The sequence below is a fragment of the Paraburkholderia haematera genome (genome assembly GCF_905220975.1).
GTDB lineage: Bacteria > Pseudomonadota > Gammaproteobacteria > Burkholderiales > Burkholderiaceae > Paraburkholderia > Paraburkholderia haematera.
This window is the reverse complement of sequence record NZ_CAJNBK010000001.1, coordinates 920,058-942,016: the sequence shown is the minus strand read 5'-3', so window position 1 is coordinate 942,016 and position 21,959 is coordinate 920,058. Positions and strand designations below refer to the sequence as shown.

The window sequence follows — 21,959 nt, the reverse complement described above, 5'->3', positions numbered from 1 at the left end:
GCATGAAGTCGGTGTGTGTGTATTGCGGCTCCTCCGACGGAGCCAGACCGCTGTACGCCGATGCCGCGCGCGCCTTCGGCCGCGCGCTGGTGCAGGCCGATCTCGCGCTGGTCTATGGCGGCGGCAAGGTCGGCCTGATGGGCGTGATCGCCGACACGGTGATGGCCGAAGGCGGCCGCGCGATCGGCGTGATTCCCGAATTGCTGGTCAACAAGGAAGTCGGCCATAACGGCTTGACCGAGTTGCATGTGGTGCCCGACATGCATCATCGCAAGAAGATGATGGCCGACCTGTCCGACGCGTTCGTCGCGATGCCGGGCGGCGCGGGCACGCTCGAAGAGCTGTTCGAGGTCTATACGTGGGCGCAACTCGGCTATCACCAGAAGCCTGTGGCACTGCTGAATATCGACGGCTTCTACGATCCGTTGATCGCGCTGCTCAAGCACACGGTGGAAGAAGGCTTCATGCGGCAGACCTATTTCGACATCCTGCAAAGGGATGCCGATCCCGTCGCGCTGATCGACAAGCTGCAACGCTATCGGCCGCCTGTCAGCGACAAGTGGGCCGTCAAACGCGACGCCGTTTGAGCGCCGCCGGCTGCGCCTGTTCGACCCGCTGAACGAACACCGGCCGCACACTCCCGCGGCCCCACCCGAACCATGAGGTTGCGATGACGAAAACCGTTCTGATCACCGGTGGCAGCCGCGGCATTGGCCGCGCAACCGCGCGCTTGCTGGGCGCGCGCGGCTGGTCGGTCGGCGTGAACTACGTGCGCAATCTCGCAGCCGCGCAGGAAACCGTTGCCGAAGTGGAGCGCGCCGGTGGCCACGCGTTGCCGATTGCCGGCGACGTCGCCAGCGAAGCCGACGTGATCGCGATGTTCGACGCGCTCCAGCAGAAGTTCGGCCGGCTCGATGCACTCGTCAACAATGCCGGAATCGTCGCGCCGTCGAGCCAGCTTGCGGATATGGACCTCGCGCGTCTGAAGCGCATGTTCGACGTAAACGTGCTCGGCGCCTACCTGTGCGCGCGCGAAGCCGCGCGCCGGATGTCGACAACCCGCGGCGGCGCGGGGGGCGTGATCGTGAACATCTCGTCGGCGGCTTCGCGTTTGGGTTCGCCGAACGAATACGTCGACTATGCCGGCTCGAAAGGCGCCGTCGACACCATGACGGTCGGCCTCGCGAAGGAACTCGGCCCACAGGGTGTGCGCGTGAACGCGGTGCGTCCCGGCCTCATCGATACTGAAATCCACGCCAGCGGCGGCAAGCCTGAGCGCGCCGCCCAGCTCGGCGCGTCCACGCCGCTGGGCCGCCCCGGCAGCGCCGGCGAAGTCGCCGAGTCGATCGTCTGGTTATTGAGCGATGCCGCCTCATACGTCACAGGCGCGCTGCTCGACGTCACAGGCGGACGCTGAGCGCCCCTTCTCCTGTTTGCGCGGCCAGCGGTTTCCCGCGGGCGCCTTCTCCATCCCAACGCCCCATTCCCGTCAAATTGACGAGGAATCGACTCAATCCGTTCGGGCGACCGCAATATTCCCCGCTTTTTCCGTAATCGACCGTAATAAACCGGGACTACAATCTCAGCGTTCCCATGCAACCGCATGCGACGCACAGCAAAAACATAAGCCCGCGGCCCACGTCGTCGCGCAGGGCGACCAGAGATTCTCATGTACGAAAACCCATCCGCGCCCTGGCCCACGGGGAACGTCGCGGTAGCGACGCCAGCGCCGGCCTGTCCAGCCGATAGTGCGGCCGCCACGCGCCCGGGCTCGGCACGCGCTGCAGAATCCGGCGCGGCCCTGCCAGACGCCCACGCTGCCGCAGCCGAAGGCTCGGCGCCCGCAAGGCCTGCCGGCCCTGCCGCCCCTTCGGAGCCCACCGCTCAGGCACCCGCTTCGCGTGGCGCCCGGCACTTGCGCGCCCTCGCGGCTTCCCGCCCGCTAAGGTGGCTCGTCGCGCTGGCCATCCTGTGTGCGTGGCTCCTGCCCGGCACCTTGGGCCATGACCCATGGAAGCAGGACGAGACCTACACGTTCGGCATCATCCAGCACATGCTCGATACCGGCGATCTGGTCATACCGACCAACGCCGGTCAGCCATTTGTGGAGAAGCCGCCGATCTACGACTGGTTCGCCGCCGGGCTCGCGTGGATGTTCGGCCGCTATCTGCCTTTACATGACGCCGCACGCCTCGCGAGCGCGCTCTTCGCCGGCCTGACCGTTTACTACACGGCGCGCGTCGCCCGCCGCGCGGTGAGCGCGTCGAGCTGGTTCGATATCCGCGTGATCGGCACGTTGGCGCTGTACGCGAGCACGCTCGTCGTCATCAAGCACGTGCACGACATGATGACCGACGTCGCGCTGATGGCCGGCGCCGCGCTCGGTTTCTGCGGACTGTTCGAACTGGTGCTGGTGCATCTGCGCGACGAAGCGCGCCTCCTGCCGGTCGACGCACGCCGTCGGCGCCACGCGATTCTGAGCGGCGCGGCGATGTTCGGCGCGGGCGTGGGCGTATCGTTGCTGGCCAAGGGCCTGTTCGTGCCGCTCGTGTTCGGCGCGACCACTGTTGCAGTACTGGTGCTATATCCCGCCTGCCGCACTCGCAGCTTCGCAGGAGCACTCGGCATCGCCGCGCTGGTCTGTTCGCCCTTCGCGCTGATCTGGCCGATCTGTTTCTATCTGCGCTCCGAAACGCTCTTCAAGGTCTGGCTGTGGGACAACAACATCGGCCGATTCCTCGGTTTTTCGGTAGCGGAACTCGGCTCTGAAAACGAAAACCGTCTGTTCGTGCTGCGCACCGTGCTCAGTGTGGGCTTCCCCATGGTGCCGCTTGCGCTGGCCGCACTCGCCAGCGGAGCGTGGCGCCGCTGGCGCGATCCGCGCGTGGCTCTGCCGGTGATTTTCGCGGGCACGGGTTTCGCCGTCCTGCAAACGTCGGCAACGGTTCGCGAACTGTACATTCTGCCGTTCATTGCCCCGCTCGCCCTGGTGGCAATGCAATGCATCGAAAAACTGCCACGGCGTCTGCACGCAAGCTGGGACATGGCGAGCCGCGTGCTGTTCGGCAGCGTTGCCGCGCTCGCGTGGATCATCTGGTCGATCATGAGCGGGCCGGCCAACACGCATGCGTCGCTGCACCGGCTCGGCCGCTGGTTGCCGCTCGACTGGGTGTTGCCCGTCAAGCCTGGGCTGATCGCGGCCGCCGTGCTGATGACGCTTGGCTGGCTGTGGCTGCTGCCCATTTTCAAGTTCACCGGAAAATGGCGCGGCGCGCTGAGCTGGTGCGCCGGCGCAATTCTCGCGTGGGGACTGGTGAGTACGCTGTTGCTGCCGTGGCTCGACTACGCGAAGAGTTACCGCTCGGTGTTCGAAAATCTCGTCGCCAGCATGAAAATGGAGTGGAACGACGGTGATTGCATGGCCAGCACGGACCTCGGCGAATCCGAAGCGCCGATGCTGTACTACTACACCGGCATCGAGCATCGACCGACCGCGAACACCGCCACGACCGAGTGCACATGGCTGATCGAAGAGACCCGCCGCGACAATGCAGGCGCTCCGGGAGGCGATTGGCGGCTGTTCTGGACAGGCGCGCGTCCGGGCGACAACAACGAGCTGTTGCGAGTCTTCGTGCGAACGCCGTCGACGCCCGCGCACGGCAAGTAGCACGTCACGGCACATGGTGCCTGACCTGCGCTTGCGCGTTGCCCTAACGCCTAGAACGACGAACCGCGTTCTTTCAGGAAAGCCGTTTCTTCATCGGTCGACTTGCGCCCCAGCAGCGCATTGCGATGTGGAAAGCGTCCGAACCGCTCCACGATTCTGGCGTGCCTGAGCGCGGATGAGTAGTAGGACGCACCGCCTGGTTCGGCCTTCAGCTGTTTGAACAGGCGCAACGATTCGTGCTGGCTGGCAAGCGTTTCGTCGTGTTCGAACGGCAGATACGCGAACGCGCGGTGATGCGCGCCCGGCAATGCGCGATCGGCACCGCTTGCGATCATCCGTTGCGCGATGCGCAGCGCCTGATGATCGGCCGCGAAGGCGCGCGGTGTATTCCGGTAGCAATTGCGCGAAAACTGATCCAGCACAATGATCAGCGCCAACGCGCCGAGCGGTGTTTCTGTCCAGCTGTCGAGTAACCCTTCGCGCGCCGCGTCGATCAGTGCCCCGAAGCGTTCCAGCAGCATCGCATCGAAGGCTTGATCGCGGGAGAACCAGAGCTTGCGGGCCTGGCCGAAGATGGGTGTATCCGGAGCGCCAAACCAGCAGTCGAGGACTGCGCGCGCCTCGGCCGCTTCCGGCCCCGCGGCCCCATCAACCATTGCGGTTGCGCATCCAGTCCGCGGTCTCGAAGAACGACGTCAGCAATCGTTCCCTCAACGGCTCGGAAAGCCCGACGTCTTCCATCGCCCAGGCCATGCAGCGAAGCCACTGATCCCGCTCGCTGGACGCAATCGGAAACGGCATGTGCCTCGCCCGCAGCCTGGGATGGCCGAACCGGCTGATGTAATGATCGGGTCCCCCCATCCACCCGCACAAAAACCAGAAGAACTTGTCGCGCGAGCCATCGAGCGATTCCGGATGCAACGCCCGGATTCCGGCGAATTCCGGTTCGAGATCCATCAGGTCATAAAACCGGTCGACCAGTTCGCGCACGCGCGCTTCACCGCCCACCAGTTCGAAGGCCGTCGGCTCTGCGGCGGACACTTCGTCGTTAAGATCGCTCATAGCCAATCACAAAAACCAGAAGAGAAAAATCACGCGTCCCGCAGCGATTGCAACGCGGGCCGCGCCAGTACATGCCGCAAGCTGAGCCAGCCGCCCACGCCCGCGCAGGCAATCCCGGCCGCGATACCCGCGGGCAACAGCCACGGATCGAAGCTCAGATAAAACTCGAACACGCGCGTTGCCAGCACCCAGCCAATCACTTGCGCACCGATCGCCGCCATCAATCCCGCCAGCGCTCCCACCGCCACAAACTCGGCAATCTGCACCGCCCGCACCTGGCGATGCGACGCACCCAGCGCGCGCAGCAGCGCGGATTCTCGCATACGCTCGTCACGCGTGCCGGCCAGCGCCGCGTAGAGCACCAGCACGCCGGCCGCGAGCGTGAATGCGAACAGGAACTGCACCGCGCCGATCACCTGCTGCAGGACACGCTGCACCTGCGCCAGAATCGGACCGGTGTCGATTGCCGTGAGGTTCGGATAGGTGGCGATCAGCCCGTCGATGGTCGACTGTTTTTCCGGCGGCAAATGGAAACTGGTAATGAACGTCGCCGGGAAATCCTGCAAGGCGGCCGGCGGCATCAGCACGAAAAAGTTGACCTTGAACGAGCCCCAGTCGAGCTTGCGCACACTCGTCACCGGCGCGTCGACCTGCAATCCCGTCACGTCGAAGCGCAGCGTATCGCCAGGCTTCACGTTGATCAGCTTCGCCAGCCCCTGCTCGATTGAAATCTGCGGCGTCTTCGTGTCGCCATACCATGTGCCGGCAGAGAGACGGTTGTCGTCGGGCAGCTCGGTTGTGTACGACAGATTGAATTCGCGGTCGACGAGACGCCTCGCATCCTCGCCCTTGAACGAATCCGGATTGACCGGCTTGCCGTTGATCGCAATCAGCCGGCCGCGCACCATCGGCGCGAGCACCGTGCCGGGCACGCCGTGCGTGCCCAGATACTGCGTGACGACTTCGCGCTGATCGGGCTGGATGTCGATGATGAATTCGTTCGGCGCATCGGGCGGCGTCGATTTGCGCCAGCCGGCCACGAGATCGTTGCGTGTCATTGCAATCAGCAACAGACACATCAGACCGATGCCGAGCGCGGTGATCTGCAACGCGCTTGCGCCGCTGCGCCGCTCCAGCGACGCCAGCGCGTAACGCCAGCCGATTCCCGCATTCACGCGCTCGCTGCGCACGGCGCGCGACGCGCCCCACAACGCCAGCCGCGCGATGCACGCGAACACCAGCATGCCGCCGGCAAAGCCGCCCGCGACGATGCCGCCGAGCTTCAACTCGCCGGCTGCGACGATCAGGAGCGCGGCGAACAACACGATGCCGAGCGCATAGGCGGCCCACGCGGTGCGCCCCGCTTCGCCCCATTCGCGACGCAGCACGCGCACCGGCGGCACACGCGTCAACGGCAACAGAGGCGGCAACGCGAAACCGAGCAACAGCACGAGACCGGCCGCGATGCCTTCGAGCGCCGGCCAGACGGTTGGGTACGGCAAAGCGACATCGATCAGACTGCCGAGCCACGTCAGCAACGCCAGATGACCCAGGTAGCCGAGCGCCACGCCGAGCGCGCCGCCGATCAAACCCAGCCCGATGAATTCAAGCGTGAACAGCGCGCGCAGCGTGGTCTGGCTGACCCCAAGGCAGCGCATCGCCGCGCAGCCGTCCAGATGCCGGCGCATATACCGATGCGCGGCCATTGCGATCGCCACCGCCGCGAGCAACGCGGTAAGCAGCGAGACGAGTGTGAGGAAGTGACTCGCGCGGTCGAGCGTCTGGCGCACCTGCGGCTGGCCGTCCTGCAACGACTCGAGCGCGACGCCGCGCATCTTGCCGCCGTCCACCTTGTCATGCGCGAATTGCGCGAAGCGCGCCACCGATTCATCCGGGCCCGCCACCAGCAACCGGTACGTCACGCGGCTGCCGAAGGTAATGAGGCCGGTCGACTGGACATCGTCGGCACGCAACATCAGGCGCGGCGAAAAATTGACGAACGAAAAACCACGATCGAGTTCACGGGTGATGACCGCGCCGATCGTGAAGTTGCGCGACCCGACCTTCACGGCGTCGCCGACGTGCAGCTTCAATGCGTCGAGGAGCGCCTGATCGACCCATGCCGTACCCGGCGCCGGAATCGAATCGGTGGGATGGTCCGCCGCGCCCGGCGCCGCAGCGATCCGCAATGCGCCACGCAGCGGATAACCCGGCGACACCGCCTTGATGGCGGCCAGCCGCGAGACCGGCTGCGCTCCGGTCGAATTGATCATGCTGGGGAAGATCGCTGTGCTGGCGGTATTCAGACCGAGCGCGCCCGCTTGCTGCGCGAATTGCGGATCGACCGGATGATCGGCGCGCACGATGAAATCGGCGGCGATCATGCGCCGCGCATCACGTTCGAGCCCTTGATGCAGGCGATCAGCCAGAAAGCCGACACTCGACAACGCCGCGACGGCCAGCACCAGCGCCAGCAGCAGCATTGTCAGTTCGCCCGCGCGCCAGTCGCGCGCCGTCATACGAATGGACTGGCGCAGCACATCCGCGCCGCCCAACCGGCGCGTTGGCTGTGAAGCCGCCCGCGCCGTCACACCTCTTACCGTATCGCTCAATCGTGCCGACTCCTGGCAAACCGCGACACCATGTGCGTCGCCATCCCGCGAAAACCGCCCTGCACCCCGCGCCACAGCCGTGGCAACGCCCAGCCGGCCAGCACCAGGAAGCCCACCATCAATACCAGGAACACAAGCGGCACGAACAGCGCGAGGAGCATGCCGCCGAACACGAGACCGTCTTCAGCGGTCGAGGTCACGACATTCGACACCGGTTCCGGCGACAGATTGATCAGCGCGCGTGTGCCCGCTTTCGCCAGATGCGCGGTGCCCGCCAGCGTACCGCCCGCGAGTGCCGCGACCGTCAGCAGCGCGGGATCGGCATGGCCGAGCGCGCCGGCCGCCAATACCGCGCCGGCGGGAATGCGAATAAAGGTATGGACCGCGTCCCATAGGGAATCGAACGCGGGAATTTTGTCGGCGAGAAATTCGGTGACCGTCAACACGCCGGCGACACCGATTACCCACGGCGAGGACAGAGCGGACAGCGTATCGGGGAGATGAATCAAGCCAAGGCGCGCGAACACGCCGGCCAGCAGGACTGTCAGATAGAGGCGCAGACCGCTGCCCCATGAGAGGCCCGCAGCGAGCGAAAGTGATTCAAGCATGGCCGCCTCCAGGCGCGCTGTGCGTGCCGGGCGCTTCGACGGGCAAAGGAAAGGGAAGCGCCGCACCGAAGTCGTCAGACCCGCGCCAAGCCGGCCGCGCCAAATGGGCCGCGGACAATTTCAGGTTGGATTCAGTCTCATTATAGCCACGTTAATTCGCAGAACGCAGAGCGGCGAATAAATGGCGGGCTTTAATGGCGGATGGTTAGCGCCCGATTCGAGCGCATGCGGACACGATAATCTGACTGGACAACACGGGCTCAATGCCCCGACGACAGCTTCAACCCGATCAATCCGATCACGATCAGCGCCGCGCTCGCCACCCGCGCGGCCGTCAGTGCCTCGCCCATCATGACAATGCCGAAGATAAAGGCGCCGACCGCGCCGATCCCCGTCCACACGGCGTAGGCCGTGCCGAGCGGCAACTGGCGCATCGCCATCGCGAGCAGGATAAAGCTGCCGAGCGCAGTCACCAAAGTGAATACGGACGGCCAGAGCCGGGTGAAGCCTTCGGAGGTTTTGAGACCGGCCGCCCATGCGACTTCAAGCAAACCGGCAATCAGCAGAAGAATCCAGGACATGAGACAGCTCCATGGTCAGATGGGGCCGTCCCCGTTTGTAGCAGTGCGCAAGGTCGTCCTTACGAACTGTAATTATACCAAAATAGCGCGCCGCCTTGCTGCGGCGACCCGCCGCAAGGGCGCGGCGGACGCCTCGGGCAGGCTCAAACCGCGCCCACCAGCCGGTATCCGACGCCCGTTTCCGTGACGATATGTTCCGGCTGCGCCGGATCGCGCTCCAGTTTCCCGCGCAGATGCGCCATGTAGATACGCAGATAGTGATGGCTCTCCACATGCGACGGCCCCCACACGTCGCGCAGCAATTGCCGGTGCGTCAGCACGCGGCCCGCGTGGCGCACGAGGGTTGCAAGCAGACGGTATTCGATCGGCGTGAGATGGACAGCGGCGCCGTCGCGGCTCACCTGACGCAAGGCCAGATCGACCGTCACCGCGCCGAAGCGCACCAGCGGCGATTCGTTCGCGCCGCCCTGATTGCGACGCCGCATATGCGCGCGGATCCGCGCCAGCAATTCGGAGACGCCAAATGGCTTGGTGAGGTAATCGTCCGCGCCGGCATCGAGTGCGGCAACTTTCTCGGTTTCCTGGGTGCGCGCCGACAGCACGATGACCGGCAATTCACTCCAGCCACGCAGTTCGCGAATCACGTCGAGACCGTCGGTGTCGGGCAGGCCGAGATCGACGATGACGAGATCGGGCTTGCGCGTCGCGGCCTCGACGAGACCTTGCTTGCCGGTCTCGGCGTCGTGCACGACGATGCCCTCGCCTTCCAGCGCCGTTCGCACGAAGCGGCGAATCTGCTTTTCGTCTTCAATCAGAACGACGGTGATGCTCGGGTCACTCATGGGTCGGTTTGGAAAGCGGGTTAGGAGTTGAATCGAGGTCGGGCAAAGCGTCGGCGCCTTCGTCTTCCAGGGCATCCGGGGCTTCGGGCGGCGTTTCCACCGGCAGCGTGAACCAGAAGCGCGCGCCTTCGACGCGGCCGTCCGCGGCCACCCGATTGAGCGCGCCGATTGTACCGCCGTGCGCTTCCACGATCGCGCGGCAGATTGCAAGGCCGAGGCCGATGCCCGGTTTGGCCGACTCCTTCTCGCCACGCGTGAATTTCTCGAACACACGCGCTTCCATGCCGGCTGGCAGACCCGGCCCGTTATCGTCGACCGCGACGCGTACGAAGGACTTGCCATCCGCGTCGAGACGTTGCGCGCCGATCGTCAACGGCGTATCCGGCGGTGTGTACTTGGCGGCGTTTTCAAACAGATTCGAGAAGAGCCGCTCCATCAGCACGGCATCGAGGTGCAGCAGCGGCAAATCCGCGGGCAGCTTCACCTGCACCGGATGATTCGCCAGCACGCGTTTGCATGCCCGCAGTGCGGCGCCCACCGTTTCTTCGAGAAGCGTCCACTGCTGGTTCAGTTGCAGGCTTCCTGCCTGCAAGCGCGCCATGTCGAGCAGATTGGTGACGATGCCCGTCATGCGCAGCGCTTCTTCGTGGATCGCTTCGACCAGATCGTCGCCCGGTTGCGCACCGGGATGCGCTTCACGCGATTGCGCGAGCATCGACGAAAAGCCGACGATCGTTGTCAACGGCGTGCGCAGATCGTGCGAAATTGCCGACAGCAACGAATTGCGCAAACGCTCCGATTCCATACTGACAAGCGCATCGCGCGCAATGTCGACATAGTGCACGCGCTCCAGCGCCAGCGCAATTTGCGCGGCGAAGGCGTCGAGCATGCGTTGCTGCTCGGGTACGTCCAGTTCGCGCTCGTCGCGCATCACGACCGCTAGCACGCCGCGCGTACGCATCGGCGCCTTGAGCGGCAGGTACAGCGCGGCCGCGGCCGGCAGCGTATCGGTGCCGTGCCCGGCCGGCTTCTGCTGATCGTAGACCCATTGACCGACGTCGATATCGAGCATCTCGCCTTCGAGCGTGATCGTCGCGTCAGGGTCTTCGATCTTCTGCTTCACCTGATCGACGCTGTCCGGCAACAGGATCGCCACGCGCGCGCCGAACACTTCGCTCACATGCCGGCTGCCGATGCCGACGATCTGCTCGGTGGCGAGCGCCGCCGCCAGCTCGCGCGCCATGGCGTACATCGCGCCGGTGCGCTGCTCGCGGCGCCGCGCCACGCTCGCCTCGCGGCGCAGGCTCGAGGTGAGATGGCTGATGACGAGCGAGGTCAGCAGCATGCCGAAGAAGGTCAGCACATACTGCGTATCGGACACCGACAGCGACATGCGCGGCGGCACGAAGAAAAAATCGAACGCCGCCACGCTCATGAACGACAGCACGACGCCCGGCCCACGCCCCAGCTTCACGGCCGTGAAGATCACGCCGAGCAGGTACAGCATGACGAGGTTGGTCAGATCGATATGATCGATCAACTGGCTTGAAAGCAGTGTAATGGCCGCGCAAATCGCCAGCGCGAAACCATAGGCACGCGGCGGTGAGCGGCGTTCGCGCGCCGCGCTCAGCGCCTCGCGCCACGCGTTCGCGGTCGTGTTAAGAAAGCGGCGTTGCTCACCGCCGTCACGTTCCGACGACGCGCGAATCAGCGTGAGATCGAGATCGCCCGCGCGTTCGGCAATCTGTTCGCCGAGCGGCCGGCGCAGCCGGCGCTTGAGACCGGTGCGCGCCGAAGCGCCGGCCACCAGCTTGGAAACGTTGCGAGCCTGCGCGTAGCCGATCAGCGCGGCAACCGCATCGGTGCTCGCCAGCGTCGCGGTTTCGGCGCCGAGTTCGGCGGCGAGCTTCAAGGCGTTCAGCGTGCGTTCGCGGCGCGCGTCGGGCAAGCGCTGCAGCGCGGGCGTCTCCACATAGACGGCGATCCAGTCGGCCTTCAGGCTGGCGGCGAGACGTGCCGCCGCGCGCACCAGCATCGGCGCTTCGGGGCCCGGGCCTACGCACACCAATAAGCGCTCACGTGCCTGCCAGATCCGCTCGATCGAACGATCGGCGCGATATTCCCGCATCTGCGCATCGACTCGGTCCGCGGTGCGGCGCAATGCGAGCTCGCGCAGCGCGATCAGATTGCCCTTGCGAAAGAAGTTGCGCACCGCTCGCTCGGCCTGCTGCGGCAAATACACCTTGCCGTCACGCATCCGGTCGAGCAGTTCTTCGGCGGGCAGGTCAACCAGCGTGACTTCGTCGGCGCGATCGAACACGCGGTCGGGCACCGTCTCCCAGACGCGGATGCCGGTGATCTGGCCGACCACGTCGTTCAGGCTTTCGAGGTGCTGGACGTTGACCGTGGTGTAGACGTCAATACCCGCGTCGAGCAGTTCGTAGACGTCCTGCCAGCGCTTCAGATGCCGCGCGCCCTGCACGTTCGAATGCGCGAGTTCGTCGACGAGAATCAATTGCGGCTTGCGGGCGAGCGCGGCGTCGAGATCGAACTCGCCAAGCTTGCGGCCGCGATACTCGATCACCGCGAGCGGCAGTACGTCGAGGCCTTCGAGCAGCGCAGCGGTTTCGCTGCGGCCATGCGTTTCGGCGATGCCGACCATCACGTCCGCGCCTTCATCGGCACGGCGCCGCGCGGCCTGCAACATCGCATAGGTCTTGCCGACGCCCGCCGACGCGCCGAAAAAAATCTTAAGCCGGCCCCGCTGACGCTTTTCTTCGTCGCGTTGCAGCTTGTCGAGCAGTTCGTCAGGATCGGGGCGGTTCATGCTCAATGGTTTTCATAGTAAGGCGAGCGACAGTGCCTGCATGGTGGCACGGCAGTGGCAAGCTCGCAAATGGCAAGGGCGGCCCGCCGGCCGCGCAGCGACACAGGGCACAACAGCGGCCGCGAACAAATGGCGAAGGCGGCACCGCATGGTCGCCGCCTCCTCGAACCGCAGTCATCAACGACGCTTTTCAGCGCTTAACCGTGTTTCATCTCATCCAGTGCCAGATTCAGTTGCAGCACGTTCACGCGCGGCTCACCGAGAATGCCGAACTGGCGGCCACTCGTATAGCGATCGACCAGCGCCTGCACATCGTTCGCGGCGAGCTTGCGCGCTTTAGCGACACGTTCGATCTGATACGCGGCGGCCGCCGGGCTGATCTCGGGATCGAGACCGCTGCCCGAGGACGTCACCAGATCGACCGGTACCGGCTGCGACATATCCGTGCCGGCAGCCTTCAACGCGTCGATGCGGCCTTTGATTTCGTCGGTCAGCGCCGGGTTGGTCGGGCCGAGGTTCGAACCGCCCGAGTTGGTCGCGTTATACGGCATCGGGCTGGTGGCCGACAGACGGCCCCAAAAGTACTGCGGCGCATCGAACTGCTGGCCGATCAGCTTCGAGCCGACCACCTTGCCGTTCTGCTCGATCATGCTGCCGTTGGCCTGGTTGTTGAAGGCTGCCTGACCGACCGCGGTCATCACGGCGGGATAAGCAAGTCCGGTGACGGCGGCCAGTACCGTGAAGATCACGATCAGCGGACGGAACAGATTTTTCATGACAGGTAACTCCTTTTAAGCTGCCGCTTCTCAAACCCAGCCGAACGCGGCCAGCACCATATCGATCAGCTTGATGCCGATGAACGGCACGATGATCCCGCCCAGACCGTAGACCAGCAGATTGCGGCGCAGCAGGATCGCCGCGCCCAGCGCCCGGTACTTCACGCCCTTGAGCGCCAGCGGAATCAGTAGCACGATGATCAGCGCGTTGAAAATCACCGCCGACATGATGGCGGAAGCCGGCGTGGCCAGATGCATCACGTTCAGCGCGTTCAGTGCCGGATAGGTGGTCGCGAACGCGGCCGGAATAATCGCGAAGTACTTGGCGACGTCGTTCGCAATGGAGAACGTGGTGAGCGAGCCGCGCGTCATCAGCATCTGCTTGCCGATCTCGACGATCTCGATCAGTTTGGTCGGATTCGAATCGAGGTCGACCATGTTGCCGGCTTCTTTCGCCGCCTGGGTGCCGGTGTTCATCGCCACCGCGACGTCGGCCTGGGCGAGCGCCGGGGCGTCGTTGGTACCGTCGCCGGTCATTGCGACCAGGCGCCCTTCGGCCTGGTGTGCGCGGATCGTGGCGAGCTTCGCTTCCGGCGTGGCTTCGGCGAGGAAATCGTCGACGCCTGCCTCGGCTGCAATCGCCGCTGCCGTCAGCCGGTTGTCGCCGGTCACCATGATGGTCTTGATACCCATCTTGCGCAGTTCGGCAAAACGTTCCTTGATGCCGCCCTTCACCACGTCCTTCAGCTCGATCACGCCGAGCACGCGTGCGCCCTGCTCGCCTTTCTCGGCGACCACCAGCGGCGTGCTGCCGCGACGTGCGACTTCAGCCACTGCGGTGCTGACTTCGTTCGGGAAACGGCCGCCATTGGCTTCGACGTACTTCTTCACTGCATCGGCCGCGCCCTTGCGGATTTCACGGCCAGGCAGATCCACACCGCTCATCCGCGTTTGCGCCGTGAAGGCGAGGAATTCCGCCTTCAGAGAAGCCATGTCGCGTTGACGGATATTGAAGCGCTGCTTGGCCAGCACGACAATGCTGCGGCCTTCCGGCGTTTCGTCGGCGAGCGACGAAAGCTGGGCGGCATCCGCCAGCGCTTCTTCGGTCAAGCCCGGTGCCGGCACGAACTGCGATGCCTGGCGATTGCCGAGCGTAATCGTGCCGGTCTTGTCGAGCAACAGCACGTCGACGTCGCCGGCAGCTTCCACCGCACGGCCCGAGGTAGCGATCACGTTCGCTTGCATCATGCGGCTCATACCGGCCACACCGATCGCCGACAACAGCCCGCCGATGGTGGTCGGAATCAGACACACCAGCAGCGCGACCAGTGCGGTAATCGTGACCACGTGACCGGCTTTTGCCGCTTCGACCGAAAACATCGAGAACGGCAGCAGCGTGGCGGTAGCCAGCAACATCACGATAGTCAGCGCGACCAGCAGAATCGTCAGTGCGATTTCGTTCGGCGTCTTCTGACGCTTGGCGCCTTCGACCATCGCGATCATGCGGTCGAGGAAAGCTTCGCCCGGATTGGCCGTGACGCGCACGACGATCCAGTCCGACAGCACGCGCGTGCCGCCCGTCACCGACGAAAAGTCGCCGCCCGACTCGCGGATCACCGGCGCGGATTCGCCCGTGATCGCCGATTCGTCGACCGACGCAACACCGTCGATCACTTCACCGTCGGCCGGGATCACGTCGCCCGTTTCGACCAGCACAACATCGCCTTTACGCAGATCGGACGCCGTCAGAATGCGGATCGGCGACTTCGGATGCGGCTCGTTGAGCTTCTTGGCCATCACGTCTTTCTTCGCACTGCGCAGCGACGCTGCCTGGGCCTTGGAACGGCCTTCGGCGAGCGCTTCCGCGAAGTTCGCGAACAGCACCGTGAACCACAGCCACAAGGTGACCGCGAGAATGAAGCCCGCGGGCGCCTCGGCCTGACCGCCGAGCGCGGCGATCCACAGAATGGTCGTCAGAATACTGCCGACGTACACGCAGAACATCACCGGATTGCGGAACTGCGTGCGCGGCGTGAGCTTCTTGAAGGAGTCCACGATCGCCGGGCGCACCAGCGCCGGGTCGAACATGGACCTGGTTGCATTATGTTCAGTCATTGAATCCTCGAATTTCCCGTTTGCGCCTGTTCACTCGTTAGTCGCTCGTGTCATTTCAACGGGCCGCCCTAGTGGGCGCCCATCATCATCAGATGTTCGACACCAGGTCCGAGCGCGAGCGCGGGCACATAAGTCAGCGCGCCAACCAGCAGCACCGTGCCGAGCAGCAGCACGACGAACAGCGGGCCATGAGTCGGCAGCGTGCCGCCAGTTACACCGATGCGCTTCTTGGAGGCGAGCGAGCCCGCAATCGCCAGCACCGGGATAATCGTGCCGAAGCGGCCGAACCACATCGCGATTGCCGTCAGCCAGTTGTAGAACGGCGTGCTCACCGTCAGACCGGCAAACGCGCTACCGTTGTTATTCGCGGCTGAGCTGAACGCGTAGAGGATTTCGGAGAAGCCGTGTGCGCCAGGGTTAGCGATACCCGCTTTGCCCGCGTCGGTCAGCACCGCGATCGACGTGCCCACCAGCACCAGCAGCGGCGTGAGCAGCACCACGATCGACACCATCTTCATCTCGTACGCTTCGATCTTCTTGCCGACATATTCAGGCGTACGGCCGATCATCAGGCCTGCCACGAACACCGCCAGCAATGCGAACACCAGCATGCCGTACATACCGGAACCCACGCCGCCGAAGATCACTTCGCCGAGTTGCATCAGCAGCATCGGATAGAGGCCGCCGATCGGCGTCAGCGAGTCGTGCGTGTTGGCCACCGCGCCGCACGAAGCCGCTGTGGTCGCCACCGTGAAGATGCCCGACTGCGCGATACCGAAGCGCGTTTCCTTGCCTTCCGCATTACCGCCCGACTGCAGCGCACTCGCCGATTGATCGACGTGCAACGCGGCGATTGCCGGGTTACCACCCTGCTCCGCGCTGATCTCGCCGAACACGCACACCGCGAACGCAATCGTCATCGCGGCGAGGACAGCAACGCCCTGCTTGCGGTCGCCGATCATGCGGCCGAACACCAGCGCCAAGGCTGCAGGAATGATCAGGATCGAGAAGATCTGCAGGAAGTTCGAGAACGGCGTCGGGTTTTCATACGGATGCGCCGAGTTGCCGTTAAAGAAGCCGCCACCGTTAGTGCCAAGCATCTTGATCGCTTCCTGCGACGCGACCGGGCCCATCGCAATGGTCTGCGTCTTCACCGGCGTATCGACGGTGACCGCATTGCCCTTCGCATCCTTCACCGGGTTGCCCTGCGCATCGAGCTTCGGTGCGGCATAGGTCGTGGTTTGCAGCGTCGGCACGTCCTGATACGACTTGAAGTTCTGGATCACGCCCTGGCTCATCAGGATCGCAGCGATGATTGCCGCCATCGGCAGCAATACATACAGCGTCACACGCGTGAGATCGACCCAGAAGTTGCCGATGGTTTGCGCGGTGTGACGAGCGAAACCACGAATCAGCGCGATCACCACGACAATGCCGGTCGCGGCGGAGAAGAAGTTCTGCACGGTCAGGCCGAGCATCTGCACCAGATAGCCGACGGTTTGCTCAGGCGTGTAATCCTGCCAGTTCGTGTTGGTCACGAAGCTGACCGCCGTATTGAAGGCGCCGTCGACCGTCATCGGGCCGAACTGCTGCGGATTGCCCGGCAACCAGCCTTGCATGCGCAACAGCACGTAAAGGAACAGCGCGCCGAGCGCGTTGAACGCGATCGTGGCAATGGCGTAGTGCTTCCAGCCCATTTCCGTCGACGGATCGACGCCCGCGATGCGATACAGCAAACGTTCGAGCGGGCCGCCGAAGCGGACCACGCGAGACGTGCCGTCCATCACGTTGGTCAAATAGCGGGACATCGGCACCGCGGCTGCCAGCAGCACGACGATGAAAAGGCCCGCTTGCAGGACATTGTTCGAGTTCATTCAATGTCCTCCGCGCGCAACAGCGCATAGACCAGGTACATAAACAGCAGCGCGGTAGCCCCGCCCGACAACCAGAGGATCCAGTTCATGAGCGAGCTCCCTGGCCACGCCGGAACTGCATCAACTTCTCGCAGCCGGCAATCAACGCAAAGGTCAGCGCGAAAAACAGCACCATCCCCCCGACATACAGCACATCCATTTTTATTCCCCATTCACGGACTTTGGATAGGTGGAACGTTATGCCGATCCACGTAAAGGGCTGGTCAAAGGTTCGGGATGGGGTGTAAAAAACGCGTAAACGGAAAAGGCCGTTCCATCGTGAGAGGGAACGGCCTTGTGCCAATGGGGCTGGGGTTTGCGGGTTTTCGCGCCGGCCTCGCCGCCACGCACCGTCAACAGCATGGCGCTACGGTGTTTACACCCGCACGATGCGCCGTACTGCGCTCATGGCATAAGCGTCTATGGGAGCAAGACCGTCGACCCCGTGGTGCGACGCCCTTCAAGATCCGCGTGCGCTTTGCCGACGTCCGCCAGCGCATAACGCTGATTGATACTCGTCTTCACCTTGCCCGACACCAGCACGTCGAACAGCTCCGAGGACATCGCCTCGTAGTCGCCGCGTTTGGCGATATAGGTAAAGAGCGTCGGGCGCGTAAAGAACAGCGAACCGCGTCCGGCGAATTCCGACGAATCGAGCGGCGGCAACGGTCCCGACGCATTGCCGAAGCTCACGAACATGCCGAGCGGCGCGAGACAGTCGAGCGAGCCCGTAAACGTGTCTTTACCGATCGAGTCGTACACCACCGGCACGCCCGCACCGTTGGTGATCTCGCGCACGCGCTTGGTGAAGTTCTCGCGCGTATAAACGATCGCATGGTCGCAGCCGTGCGCCTTGGCGATCTCGGCTTTCTCATCGGAACCGACCGTGCCGATCACCGTTGCGCCGAGCGCCTTCGCCCATTGGCAAACCAGCAGGCCGACGCCGCCGGCCGCGGCCTGGATCAGGATCGTGTCGCCCGCTTTCACCGGATACGTGCGGCGCAGCAGATATTGCGCGGTCAACCCTTGCAGCATGACGGACGCGGCCTGCTCGTCGGTCAATGCGTCGGGCACCTTGACGACTTGCGCCGCCGACAGCACTCGCTCCTGGGTGTACGCGCCAGGCGGACGCGCCACGTACGCCACGCGATCGCCCACTTTGAGACCGGTCACGCCTGTGCCGACCTCGGTGACTTCACCCGCCGCTTCCATACCGAGGCCACCCGGCAGCGGCAACGGGTATAGGCCCGTGCGGAAATACACGTCGATATAGTTCAGGCCGACCGCGGTCTGCCTGATACGAATCTCGCCCGCACCCGGCTCGCCCACTTCGACGTCGACCCATTTCATCACCTCCGGACCACCGGTTTTATCGAATCGGATTGCTTTGACCATCATGTCTCCCTGGTTCGTGGTTTCGTTCGATTGTGAAGCACCACTGCATCCGGCCTAGACCTGCTGCGCGAAGCGCAAGGTCAGCACGTCGAGAATCATTCGCGCGGTCGAAATGTTAGTGGCGCACGGAATGTTGTGAACGTCGCAGGCACGCACCAGCGCGTTGATATCCGGCTCGTGCGGTTGCGGCGTCATCGGATCGCGCAAAAAGATCACCATGTCCACCCGCCCTTCCGCGAGTTGCGCGCCGATCTGCAGGTCGCCGCCATGCGGGCCCGACAGCATGCGTTCGACCGTGAGGCCATACGTGTCGCCGATCCGCGTGCCGGTCGTGCCGGTCGCGACGATCTCGCAGCGCCTGAGCGTATCGACGTATTCGCCGGCCAGTTTGACGATGTCGTCTTTCTTGTGATCGTGCGCGATCAGCGCAATGCGGGTGCTCATGACGTAAGACTCCTGAAACCGTTGTGAATGTCGTTGTTGTAGTAAGGGTGACGCCGGCGCTTCAATACGTGCCCGTTCAGAACGTGCCGGGATAAGCGCCGCCGTCGACCAGCCAGTTCTGGCCGGTGATGTAGCCGGCATGCACGCTGCACAGGAACGCACAGGCGCGGCCGAATTCATCGCGAGTGCCGAAGCGGCCCGCGGGGATCGACTTCATGCGCTGCTTGCGCGCGTCGTCGATGGAAATGTTTTGCGCCTTGGCTTGCGCCGTGAAGGTGGTGGCAATGCGATCGGTGTCGAACAGGCCCGGCAGCAGGTTGTTGATCGTGACGCCCGTAGCCGCCACCTTGCTGCGCGCAAGTCCCGCCACGAAGCCGGTCAGCCCGGAGCGCGCACCGTTGGACAGGCCGAGCACGTCGATCGGCGCCTTGACCGCCGAACTCGTAATGTTGACGATGCGCCCATAACCGCGCTCGCTCATGCCGTCGACGGTCGCGCGGATCAACTCGATCGGCGTGAGCATGTTGCTCTCCAGAGCGCGAATCCAGTCTTCCTGCGTGAAATTCCGGAAGTCGCCCGGCGGCGGGCCGCCCGCGTTGTTGACCAGAATGTCCGGCTGCGGACAGGCGGCGAGCGCTGCGGCGCGCCCTTCCGGCGTGGTGATGTCGCACGCCACCGTCTTCACGTCGACGCCGTATTGCTTGCGGATCTCGGCGGCGGTCGCCTCAAGTGTCTCGGCCGTGCGCGCAACGATGGTCAGATTGACGCCTTCGGCCGCCAACGCTTCCGCGCAGCCGCGCCCCAAGCCCTTGCTGGCCGCGCAAACCAGCGCGGCGCGTCCTGCGATTCCCATGTCCATGTGCGTCTCCTCCCGGGTAGTCGTGGCGCGGGGGGACCCCGCGGTTGCCCAATCGTTGCAAAGTTCCCCCGATTCTAGAAGAATCGGTGCCGGACTGCGCCAGGCTACTGCAATCTCCGGTATCTTCCGGCGCCACTCTTTCGGTAAACTTGCGTCGTGGCGTGTCCGCCGGCCGGTTTCAGGCCGTGCGGAGCGCCGACCCGATCCCTCTAGCCGCCGCTTGCGCCCCCGCCATGACCCAGGACAGCCGTTTTCCCAATCTTTTCATCCTCGATCACCCGCTGATCCAGCACAAGCTGTCGCATATGCGCGACCGGGACACCTCGACCCGCACGTTCCGCGAACTGCTGCGCGAGATCACGCTGCTGATGGGCTACGAGATCACCCGCAACCTGCCCATGACCACGCGCCGCATCACCACGCCGCTGGTCGACATCGACGCGCCGGTGATTGCCGGCAAGAAACTGGCGATCGTGCCGGTGCTGCGTGCCGGCATCGGCATGTCGGACGGCCTGCTGGAACTGGTGCCGTCGGCGCGCGTCGGCCACATCGGCGTGTATCGCGCCGAGGACCATCGCCCGGTCGAGTACCTGGTGCGCCTGCCGGATCTGGAAGACCGCGTGTTCATTTTGTGCGATCCGATGGTCGCGACCGGTTACTCGGCCGTGCACGCGGTAGATGTGCTCAAGCGCCGCAACGTGAGCGGCGAGAACATCCTGTTCCTCGCGCTGGTGGCCGCCCCGGAAGGCGTGCAGGTGTTCCAGGACGCGCATCCGGACGTCAAACTGTACGTGGCGTCACTCGATTCGCATCTGAACGAGCACGCCTACATCGTGCCGGGTCTCGGCGACGCCGGCGACCGCCTGTTCGGCACGAAAAACTGATAGCGGACTGAGAAAACCGGCGGCGGCCCGCGCAAAACGCCACCGCCGCCCAATTTTCGTGCAGTTTCCGGCGACGCTCCCCTCTGCCGCGCCCGCGCGGCGTGATAAAATTCGAATCCGCTCAAAGAGCGACTCAACTTGCACTGCCACCCGGCGCATCGCGCCTTTGCGCGGAGTTTGCCGGGCCTGGCGCGGTTGGGGCGCCACTGTGCCGCCCGCTGACCGCACTGCCCCGCCCCCATCCGCGCTGTCGACCTTCGGTCCCGCTAGCCGGGTCTGGCCGGGCGTGATCAGGCTGAGGCAGGTCTGACACCGGGCGGTCCGGCGCCGAGCGGTTTGACATCAAGGCGCAAAGTCGCAATCAGCAGCGCCGCGCGCCCGACATCGCAACGACAATTGCACTATGCGTGCGCCCCACTGGCGCGCGCGACGGAGAAAAGTATGGCGGGTCATTCGAAATGGGCCAACATCAAGCATAAGAAAGCAGCGGCAGACGCCAAGCGCGGCAAGGTCTGGACGCGGCTCATCAAGGAAATTCAGGTCGCGGCCCGCATGGGTGGCGGCGACATCGACTCGAACCCGCGTCTGCGGCTCGCCGTCGAAAAGGCGTACGACGCCAACATGCCGAAAGATAACGTCAACCGTGCGATCCAGCGCGGTGTGGGCGGTGTCGACGGTGCAAACTACGAAGAAATCCGCTACGAAGGCTACGGCATCGGCGGCGCGGCGGTGATCGTGGACACGATGACCGACAACCGCACCCGTACGGTGGCGGACGTGCGTCACGCGTTCTCGAAGAATGGCGGCAACATGGGCACGGACGGCTCGGTGTCGTTCATGTTCGATCACGTCGGCCAGTTCCTGTTCGCGCCCGGCACGCCGGAAGACAAGCTGATGGAAGCCGCACTCGAAGCCGGTGCCGACGACGTCGTCACGAACGAAGACGGCAGTGTCGAAGTGCTGTGCCCGCCGAACGATTTCCCGAAGGTGAAGGCCGCGCTTGAAGCTGCGGGCTTCAAGGCCGAACTCGCCGAGGTGACGATGAAACCTCAGACGGAAGTCGAATTCACGGGCGACGACGCCGTGAAAATGCAGAAGCTGCTCGACGCGCTGGAAAATCTGGACGACGTGCAGGAAGTCTATACAAACGCCGCGATCGCCGACGAATGAGCGTGCCCCGGCGGTGTCTTGTGCGTGGATTGGCATCGAGCCACGCCCGCGCCGCCTAGCCCTCGCGTTGCTGCTGAGCGGGCGTTGGCTGGTGTCGTTCCACACCGCCTCCACTCGGGTTCGCTATGTGCCCTGCGCCGCCACCTGGCTGCGGGCCCATTGCAAACCTTGCTGTTATTCCACGGCTGAGCGTGCTGCTTCAGC

Annotated in this window: 20 protein-coding genes; 5 read left to right on the top strand and 15 right to left on the bottom strand. The window is 64.4% G+C overall.

The window, feature by feature from the left end:
• Positions 1–2 precede the first annotated feature (2 nt).
• The 3 genes from KHO23_RS04150 to KHO23_RS04140 all read left to right on the top strand — a co-directional run bounded on the left by KHO23_RS04150 (position 3) and on the right by KHO23_RS04140 (position 3,667).
• Positions 3–587: an LOG family protein gene (locus tag KHO23_RS04150; RefSeq protein WP_211609747.1), complete on the top strand. Its 585-nt coding sequence runs from the start codon at positions 3–5 to the stop codon at positions 585–587.
• Positions 588–670: 83 nt separating this feature from the next.
• Positions 671–1,417 carry an SDR family oxidoreductase gene (locus tag KHO23_RS04145; RefSeq protein ID WP_211609746.1) on the top strand — a complete coding sequence of 249 codons (747 nt, stop codon included), beginning with the start codon at positions 671–673 and terminating at the stop codon, positions 1,415–1,417.
• A gap of 252 nt (positions 1,418–1,669) precedes the next feature.
• Positions 1,670–3,667, top strand: a complete 1,998-nt coding sequence (locus tag KHO23_RS04140) for an ArnT family glycosyltransferase (protein ID WP_211609745.1) — start codon at positions 1,670–1,672, stop codon at positions 3,665–3,667.
• Between the two features lie 50 nt (positions 3,668–3,717).
• Here KHO23_RS04140 and KHO23_RS04135 read toward each other — a convergent pair whose 3' ends face one another.
• From KHO23_RS04135 to KHO23_RS04065, 15 genes are all read right to left on the bottom strand, one after another.
• Positions 3,718–4,323: a DUF924 family protein gene (locus KHO23_RS04135; RefSeq protein ID WP_211609744.1), complete on the bottom strand. Its 606-nt coding sequence runs from the start codon at positions 4,321–4,323 to the stop codon at positions 3,718–3,720.
• On the bottom strand, positions 4,316–4,729 hold the full coding sequence (locus tag KHO23_RS04130; RefSeq protein WP_211609743.1) for a group II truncated hemoglobin: 414 nt from the start codon (positions 4,727–4,729) through the stop codon (positions 4,316–4,318). The genes KHO23_RS04135 and KHO23_RS04130 overlap by 8 nt, the downstream gene beginning before the upstream one ends.
• Before the next feature lie 29 nt (positions 4,730–4,758).
• Positions 4,759–7,341, bottom strand: a complete 2,583-nt coding sequence (locus KHO23_RS04125; protein WP_407946030.1) for an ABC transporter permease — start codon at positions 7,339–7,341, stop codon at positions 4,759–4,761.
• The gene (locus KHO23_RS04120) at positions 7,338–7,949 is read right to left on the bottom strand and encodes a DUF4126 domain-containing protein (RefSeq protein ID WP_211609742.1); all 612 of its coding nucleotides are present in this window, start codon (positions 7,947–7,949) and stop codon (positions 7,338–7,340) included. Before KHO23_RS04120 ends, KHO23_RS04125 begins: the two co-directional genes overlap by 4 nt.
• A gap of 260 nt (positions 7,950–8,209) precedes the next feature.
• Positions 8,210–8,530 carry a quaternary ammonium compound efflux SMR transporter SugE gene (gene sugE / locus KHO23_RS04115; RefSeq protein ID WP_211609741.1) on the bottom strand — a complete coding sequence of 107 codons (321 nt, stop codon included), beginning with the start codon at positions 8,528–8,530 and terminating at the stop codon, positions 8,210–8,212.
• 143 nt (positions 8,531–8,673) lie between these two features.
• The gene (gene kdpE / locus KHO23_RS04110; protein WP_120298170.1) at positions 8,674–9,372 is read right to left on the bottom strand and encodes a two-component system response regulator KdpE; all 699 of its coding nucleotides are present in this window, start codon (positions 9,370–9,372) and stop codon (positions 8,674–8,676) included.
• Positions 9,365–12,199 (bottom strand): DUF4118 domain-containing protein, encoded by a 2,835-nt coding sequence (locus tag KHO23_RS04105; RefSeq protein WP_211609740.1) that lies wholly within the window; start codon positions 12,197–12,199, stop codon positions 9,365–9,367. Before KHO23_RS04105 ends, kdpE begins: the two co-directional genes overlap by 8 nt.
• 197 nt (positions 12,200–12,396) lie before the next feature.
• Positions 12,397–12,975: a potassium-transporting ATPase subunit KdpC gene (gene kdpC / locus KHO23_RS04100; protein WP_211609739.1), complete on the bottom strand. Its 579-nt coding sequence runs from the start codon at positions 12,973–12,975 to the stop codon at positions 12,397–12,399.
• Positions 12,976–13,005: 30 nt separating this feature from the next.
• Positions 13,006–15,090: a potassium-transporting ATPase subunit KdpB gene (gene kdpB, locus KHO23_RS04095; RefSeq protein WP_211609738.1), complete on the bottom strand. Its 2,085-nt coding sequence runs from the start codon at positions 15,088–15,090 to the stop codon at positions 13,006–13,008.
• Between the two features lie 68 nt (positions 15,091–15,158).
• A complete protein-coding gene (gene kdpA / locus KHO23_RS04090) occupies positions 15,159–16,964 on the bottom strand; it encodes a potassium-transporting ATPase subunit KdpA (RefSeq protein WP_211609737.1) in 1,806 nt (601 codons plus the stop codon).
• Positions 16,961–17,053, bottom strand: a complete 93-nt coding sequence (gene kdpF / locus KHO23_RS04085) for a K(+)-transporting ATPase subunit F (RefSeq protein ID WP_211609736.1) — start codon at positions 17,051–17,053, stop codon at positions 16,961–16,963. Before kdpF ends, kdpA begins: the two co-directional genes overlap by 4 nt.
• Complete coding sequence (locus KHO23_RS04080) at positions 17,050–17,163, bottom strand: hypothetical protein (protein ID WP_054035137.1); 114 nt, start codon at positions 17,161–17,163, stop codon at positions 17,050–17,052. Before KHO23_RS04080 ends, kdpF begins: the two co-directional genes overlap by 4 nt.
• A 260-nt stretch (positions 17,164–17,423) precedes the next feature.
• Positions 17,424–18,398, bottom strand: a complete 975-nt coding sequence (locus KHO23_RS04075; RefSeq protein WP_211609840.1) for a quinone oxidoreductase family protein — start codon at positions 18,396–18,398, stop codon at positions 17,424–17,426.
• A gap of 54 nt (positions 18,399–18,452) precedes the next feature.
• Complete coding sequence (locus KHO23_RS04070) at positions 18,453–18,842, bottom strand: methylglyoxal synthase (protein ID WP_211609735.1); 390 nt, start codon at positions 18,840–18,842, stop codon at positions 18,453–18,455.
• 76 nt (positions 18,843–18,918) lie between these two features.
• A complete protein-coding gene (locus KHO23_RS04065) occupies positions 18,919–19,701 on the bottom strand; it encodes an SDR family oxidoreductase (RefSeq protein WP_211609734.1) in 783 nt (260 codons plus the stop codon).
• Positions 19,702–19,934: 233 nt separating this feature from the next.
• On the opposite strand from KHO23_RS04065, the gene upp reads away from it, so the two are divergent.
• Complete coding sequence (upp, locus tag KHO23_RS04060; RefSeq protein WP_211609733.1) at positions 19,935–20,585, top strand: uracil phosphoribosyltransferase; 651 nt, start codon at positions 19,935–19,937, stop codon at positions 20,583–20,585.
• A 441-nt stretch (positions 20,586–21,026) separates the two neighbouring features.
• Complete coding sequence (locus KHO23_RS04055) at positions 21,027–21,755, top strand: YebC/PmpR family DNA-binding transcriptional regulator (RefSeq protein ID WP_211609732.1); 729 nt, start codon at positions 21,027–21,029, stop codon at positions 21,753–21,755.
• Positions 21,756–21,959: the final 204 nt, after the last annotated feature.

What these genes read in the sequence shown, in the direction of transcription:
- KHO23_RS04150 (WP_211609747.1), top strand. Translation starts at nt 3, where the DNA reads ATGAAGTCGGTGTGTGTGTATTGCGGCTCCTCCGACGGAGCCAGACCG.
- KHO23_RS04145 (WP_211609746.1), top strand. Translation starts at nt 671, where the DNA reads ATGACGAAAACCGTTCTGATCACCGGTGGCAGCCGCGGCATTGGCCGC.
- KHO23_RS04140 (WP_211609745.1), top strand. Translation starts at nt 1,670, where the DNA reads ATGTACGAAAACCCATCCGCGCCCTGGCCCACGGGGAACGTCGCGGTA.
- KHO23_RS04135 (WP_211609744.1), bottom strand. Translation starts at nt 4,323, where the DNA reads ATGGTTGATGGGGCCGCGGGGCCGGAAGCGGCCGAGGCGCGCGCAGTC.
- KHO23_RS04130 (WP_211609743.1), bottom strand. Translation starts at nt 4,729, where the DNA reads ATGAGCGATCTTAACGACGAAGTGTCCGCCGCAGAGCCGACGGCCTTC.
- KHO23_RS04120 (WP_211609742.1), bottom strand. Translation starts at nt 7,949, where the DNA reads ATGCTTGAATCACTTTCGCTCGCTGCGGGCCTCTCATGGGGCAGCGGT.
- sugE (WP_211609741.1), bottom strand. Translation starts at nt 8,530, where the DNA reads ATGTCCTGGATTCTTCTGCTGATTGCCGGTTTGCTTGAAGTCGCATGG.
- kdpE (WP_120298170.1), bottom strand. Translation starts at nt 9,372, where the DNA reads ATGAGTGACCCGAGCATCACCGTCGTTCTGATTGAAGACGAAAAGCAG.
- KHO23_RS04105 (WP_211609740.1), bottom strand. Translation starts at nt 12,199, where the DNA reads ATGAACCGCCCCGATCCTGACGAACTGCTCGACAAGCTGCAACGCGAC.
- kdpC (WP_211609739.1), bottom strand. Translation starts at nt 12,975, where the DNA reads ATGAAAAATCTGTTCCGTCCGCTGATCGTGATCTTCACGGTACTGGCC.
- kdpB (WP_211609738.1), bottom strand. Translation starts at nt 15,090, where the DNA reads ATGACTGAACATAATGCAACCAGGTCCATGTTCGACCCGGCGCTGGTG.
- kdpA (WP_211609737.1), bottom strand. Translation starts at nt 16,964, where the DNA reads ATGAACTCGAACAATGTCCTGCAAGCGGGCCTTTTCATCGTCGTGCTG.
- kdpF (WP_211609736.1), bottom strand. Translation starts at nt 17,053, where the DNA reads ATGAACTGGATCCTCTGGTTGTCGGGCGGGGCTACCGCGCTGCTGTTT.
- KHO23_RS04080 (WP_054035137.1), bottom strand. Translation starts at nt 17,163, where the DNA reads ATGGATGTGCTGTATGTCGGGGGGATGGTGCTGTTTTTCGCGCTGACC.
- KHO23_RS04075 (WP_211609840.1), bottom strand. Translation starts at nt 18,398, where the DNA reads ATGGTCAAAGCAATCCGATTCGATAAAACCGGTGGTCCGGAGGTGATG.
- KHO23_RS04070 (WP_211609735.1), bottom strand. Translation starts at nt 18,842, where the DNA reads ATGAGCACCCGCATTGCGCTGATCGCGCACGATCACAAGAAAGACGAC.
- KHO23_RS04065 (WP_211609734.1), bottom strand. Translation starts at nt 19,701, where the DNA reads ATGGACATGGGAATCGCAGGACGCGCCGCGCTGGTTTGCGCGGCCAGC.
- upp (WP_211609733.1), top strand. Translation starts at nt 19,935, where the DNA reads ATGACCCAGGACAGCCGTTTTCCCAATCTTTTCATCCTCGATCACCCG.
- KHO23_RS04055 (WP_211609732.1), top strand. Translation starts at nt 21,027, where the DNA reads ATGGCGGGTCATTCGAAATGGGCCAACATCAAGCATAAGAAAGCAGCG.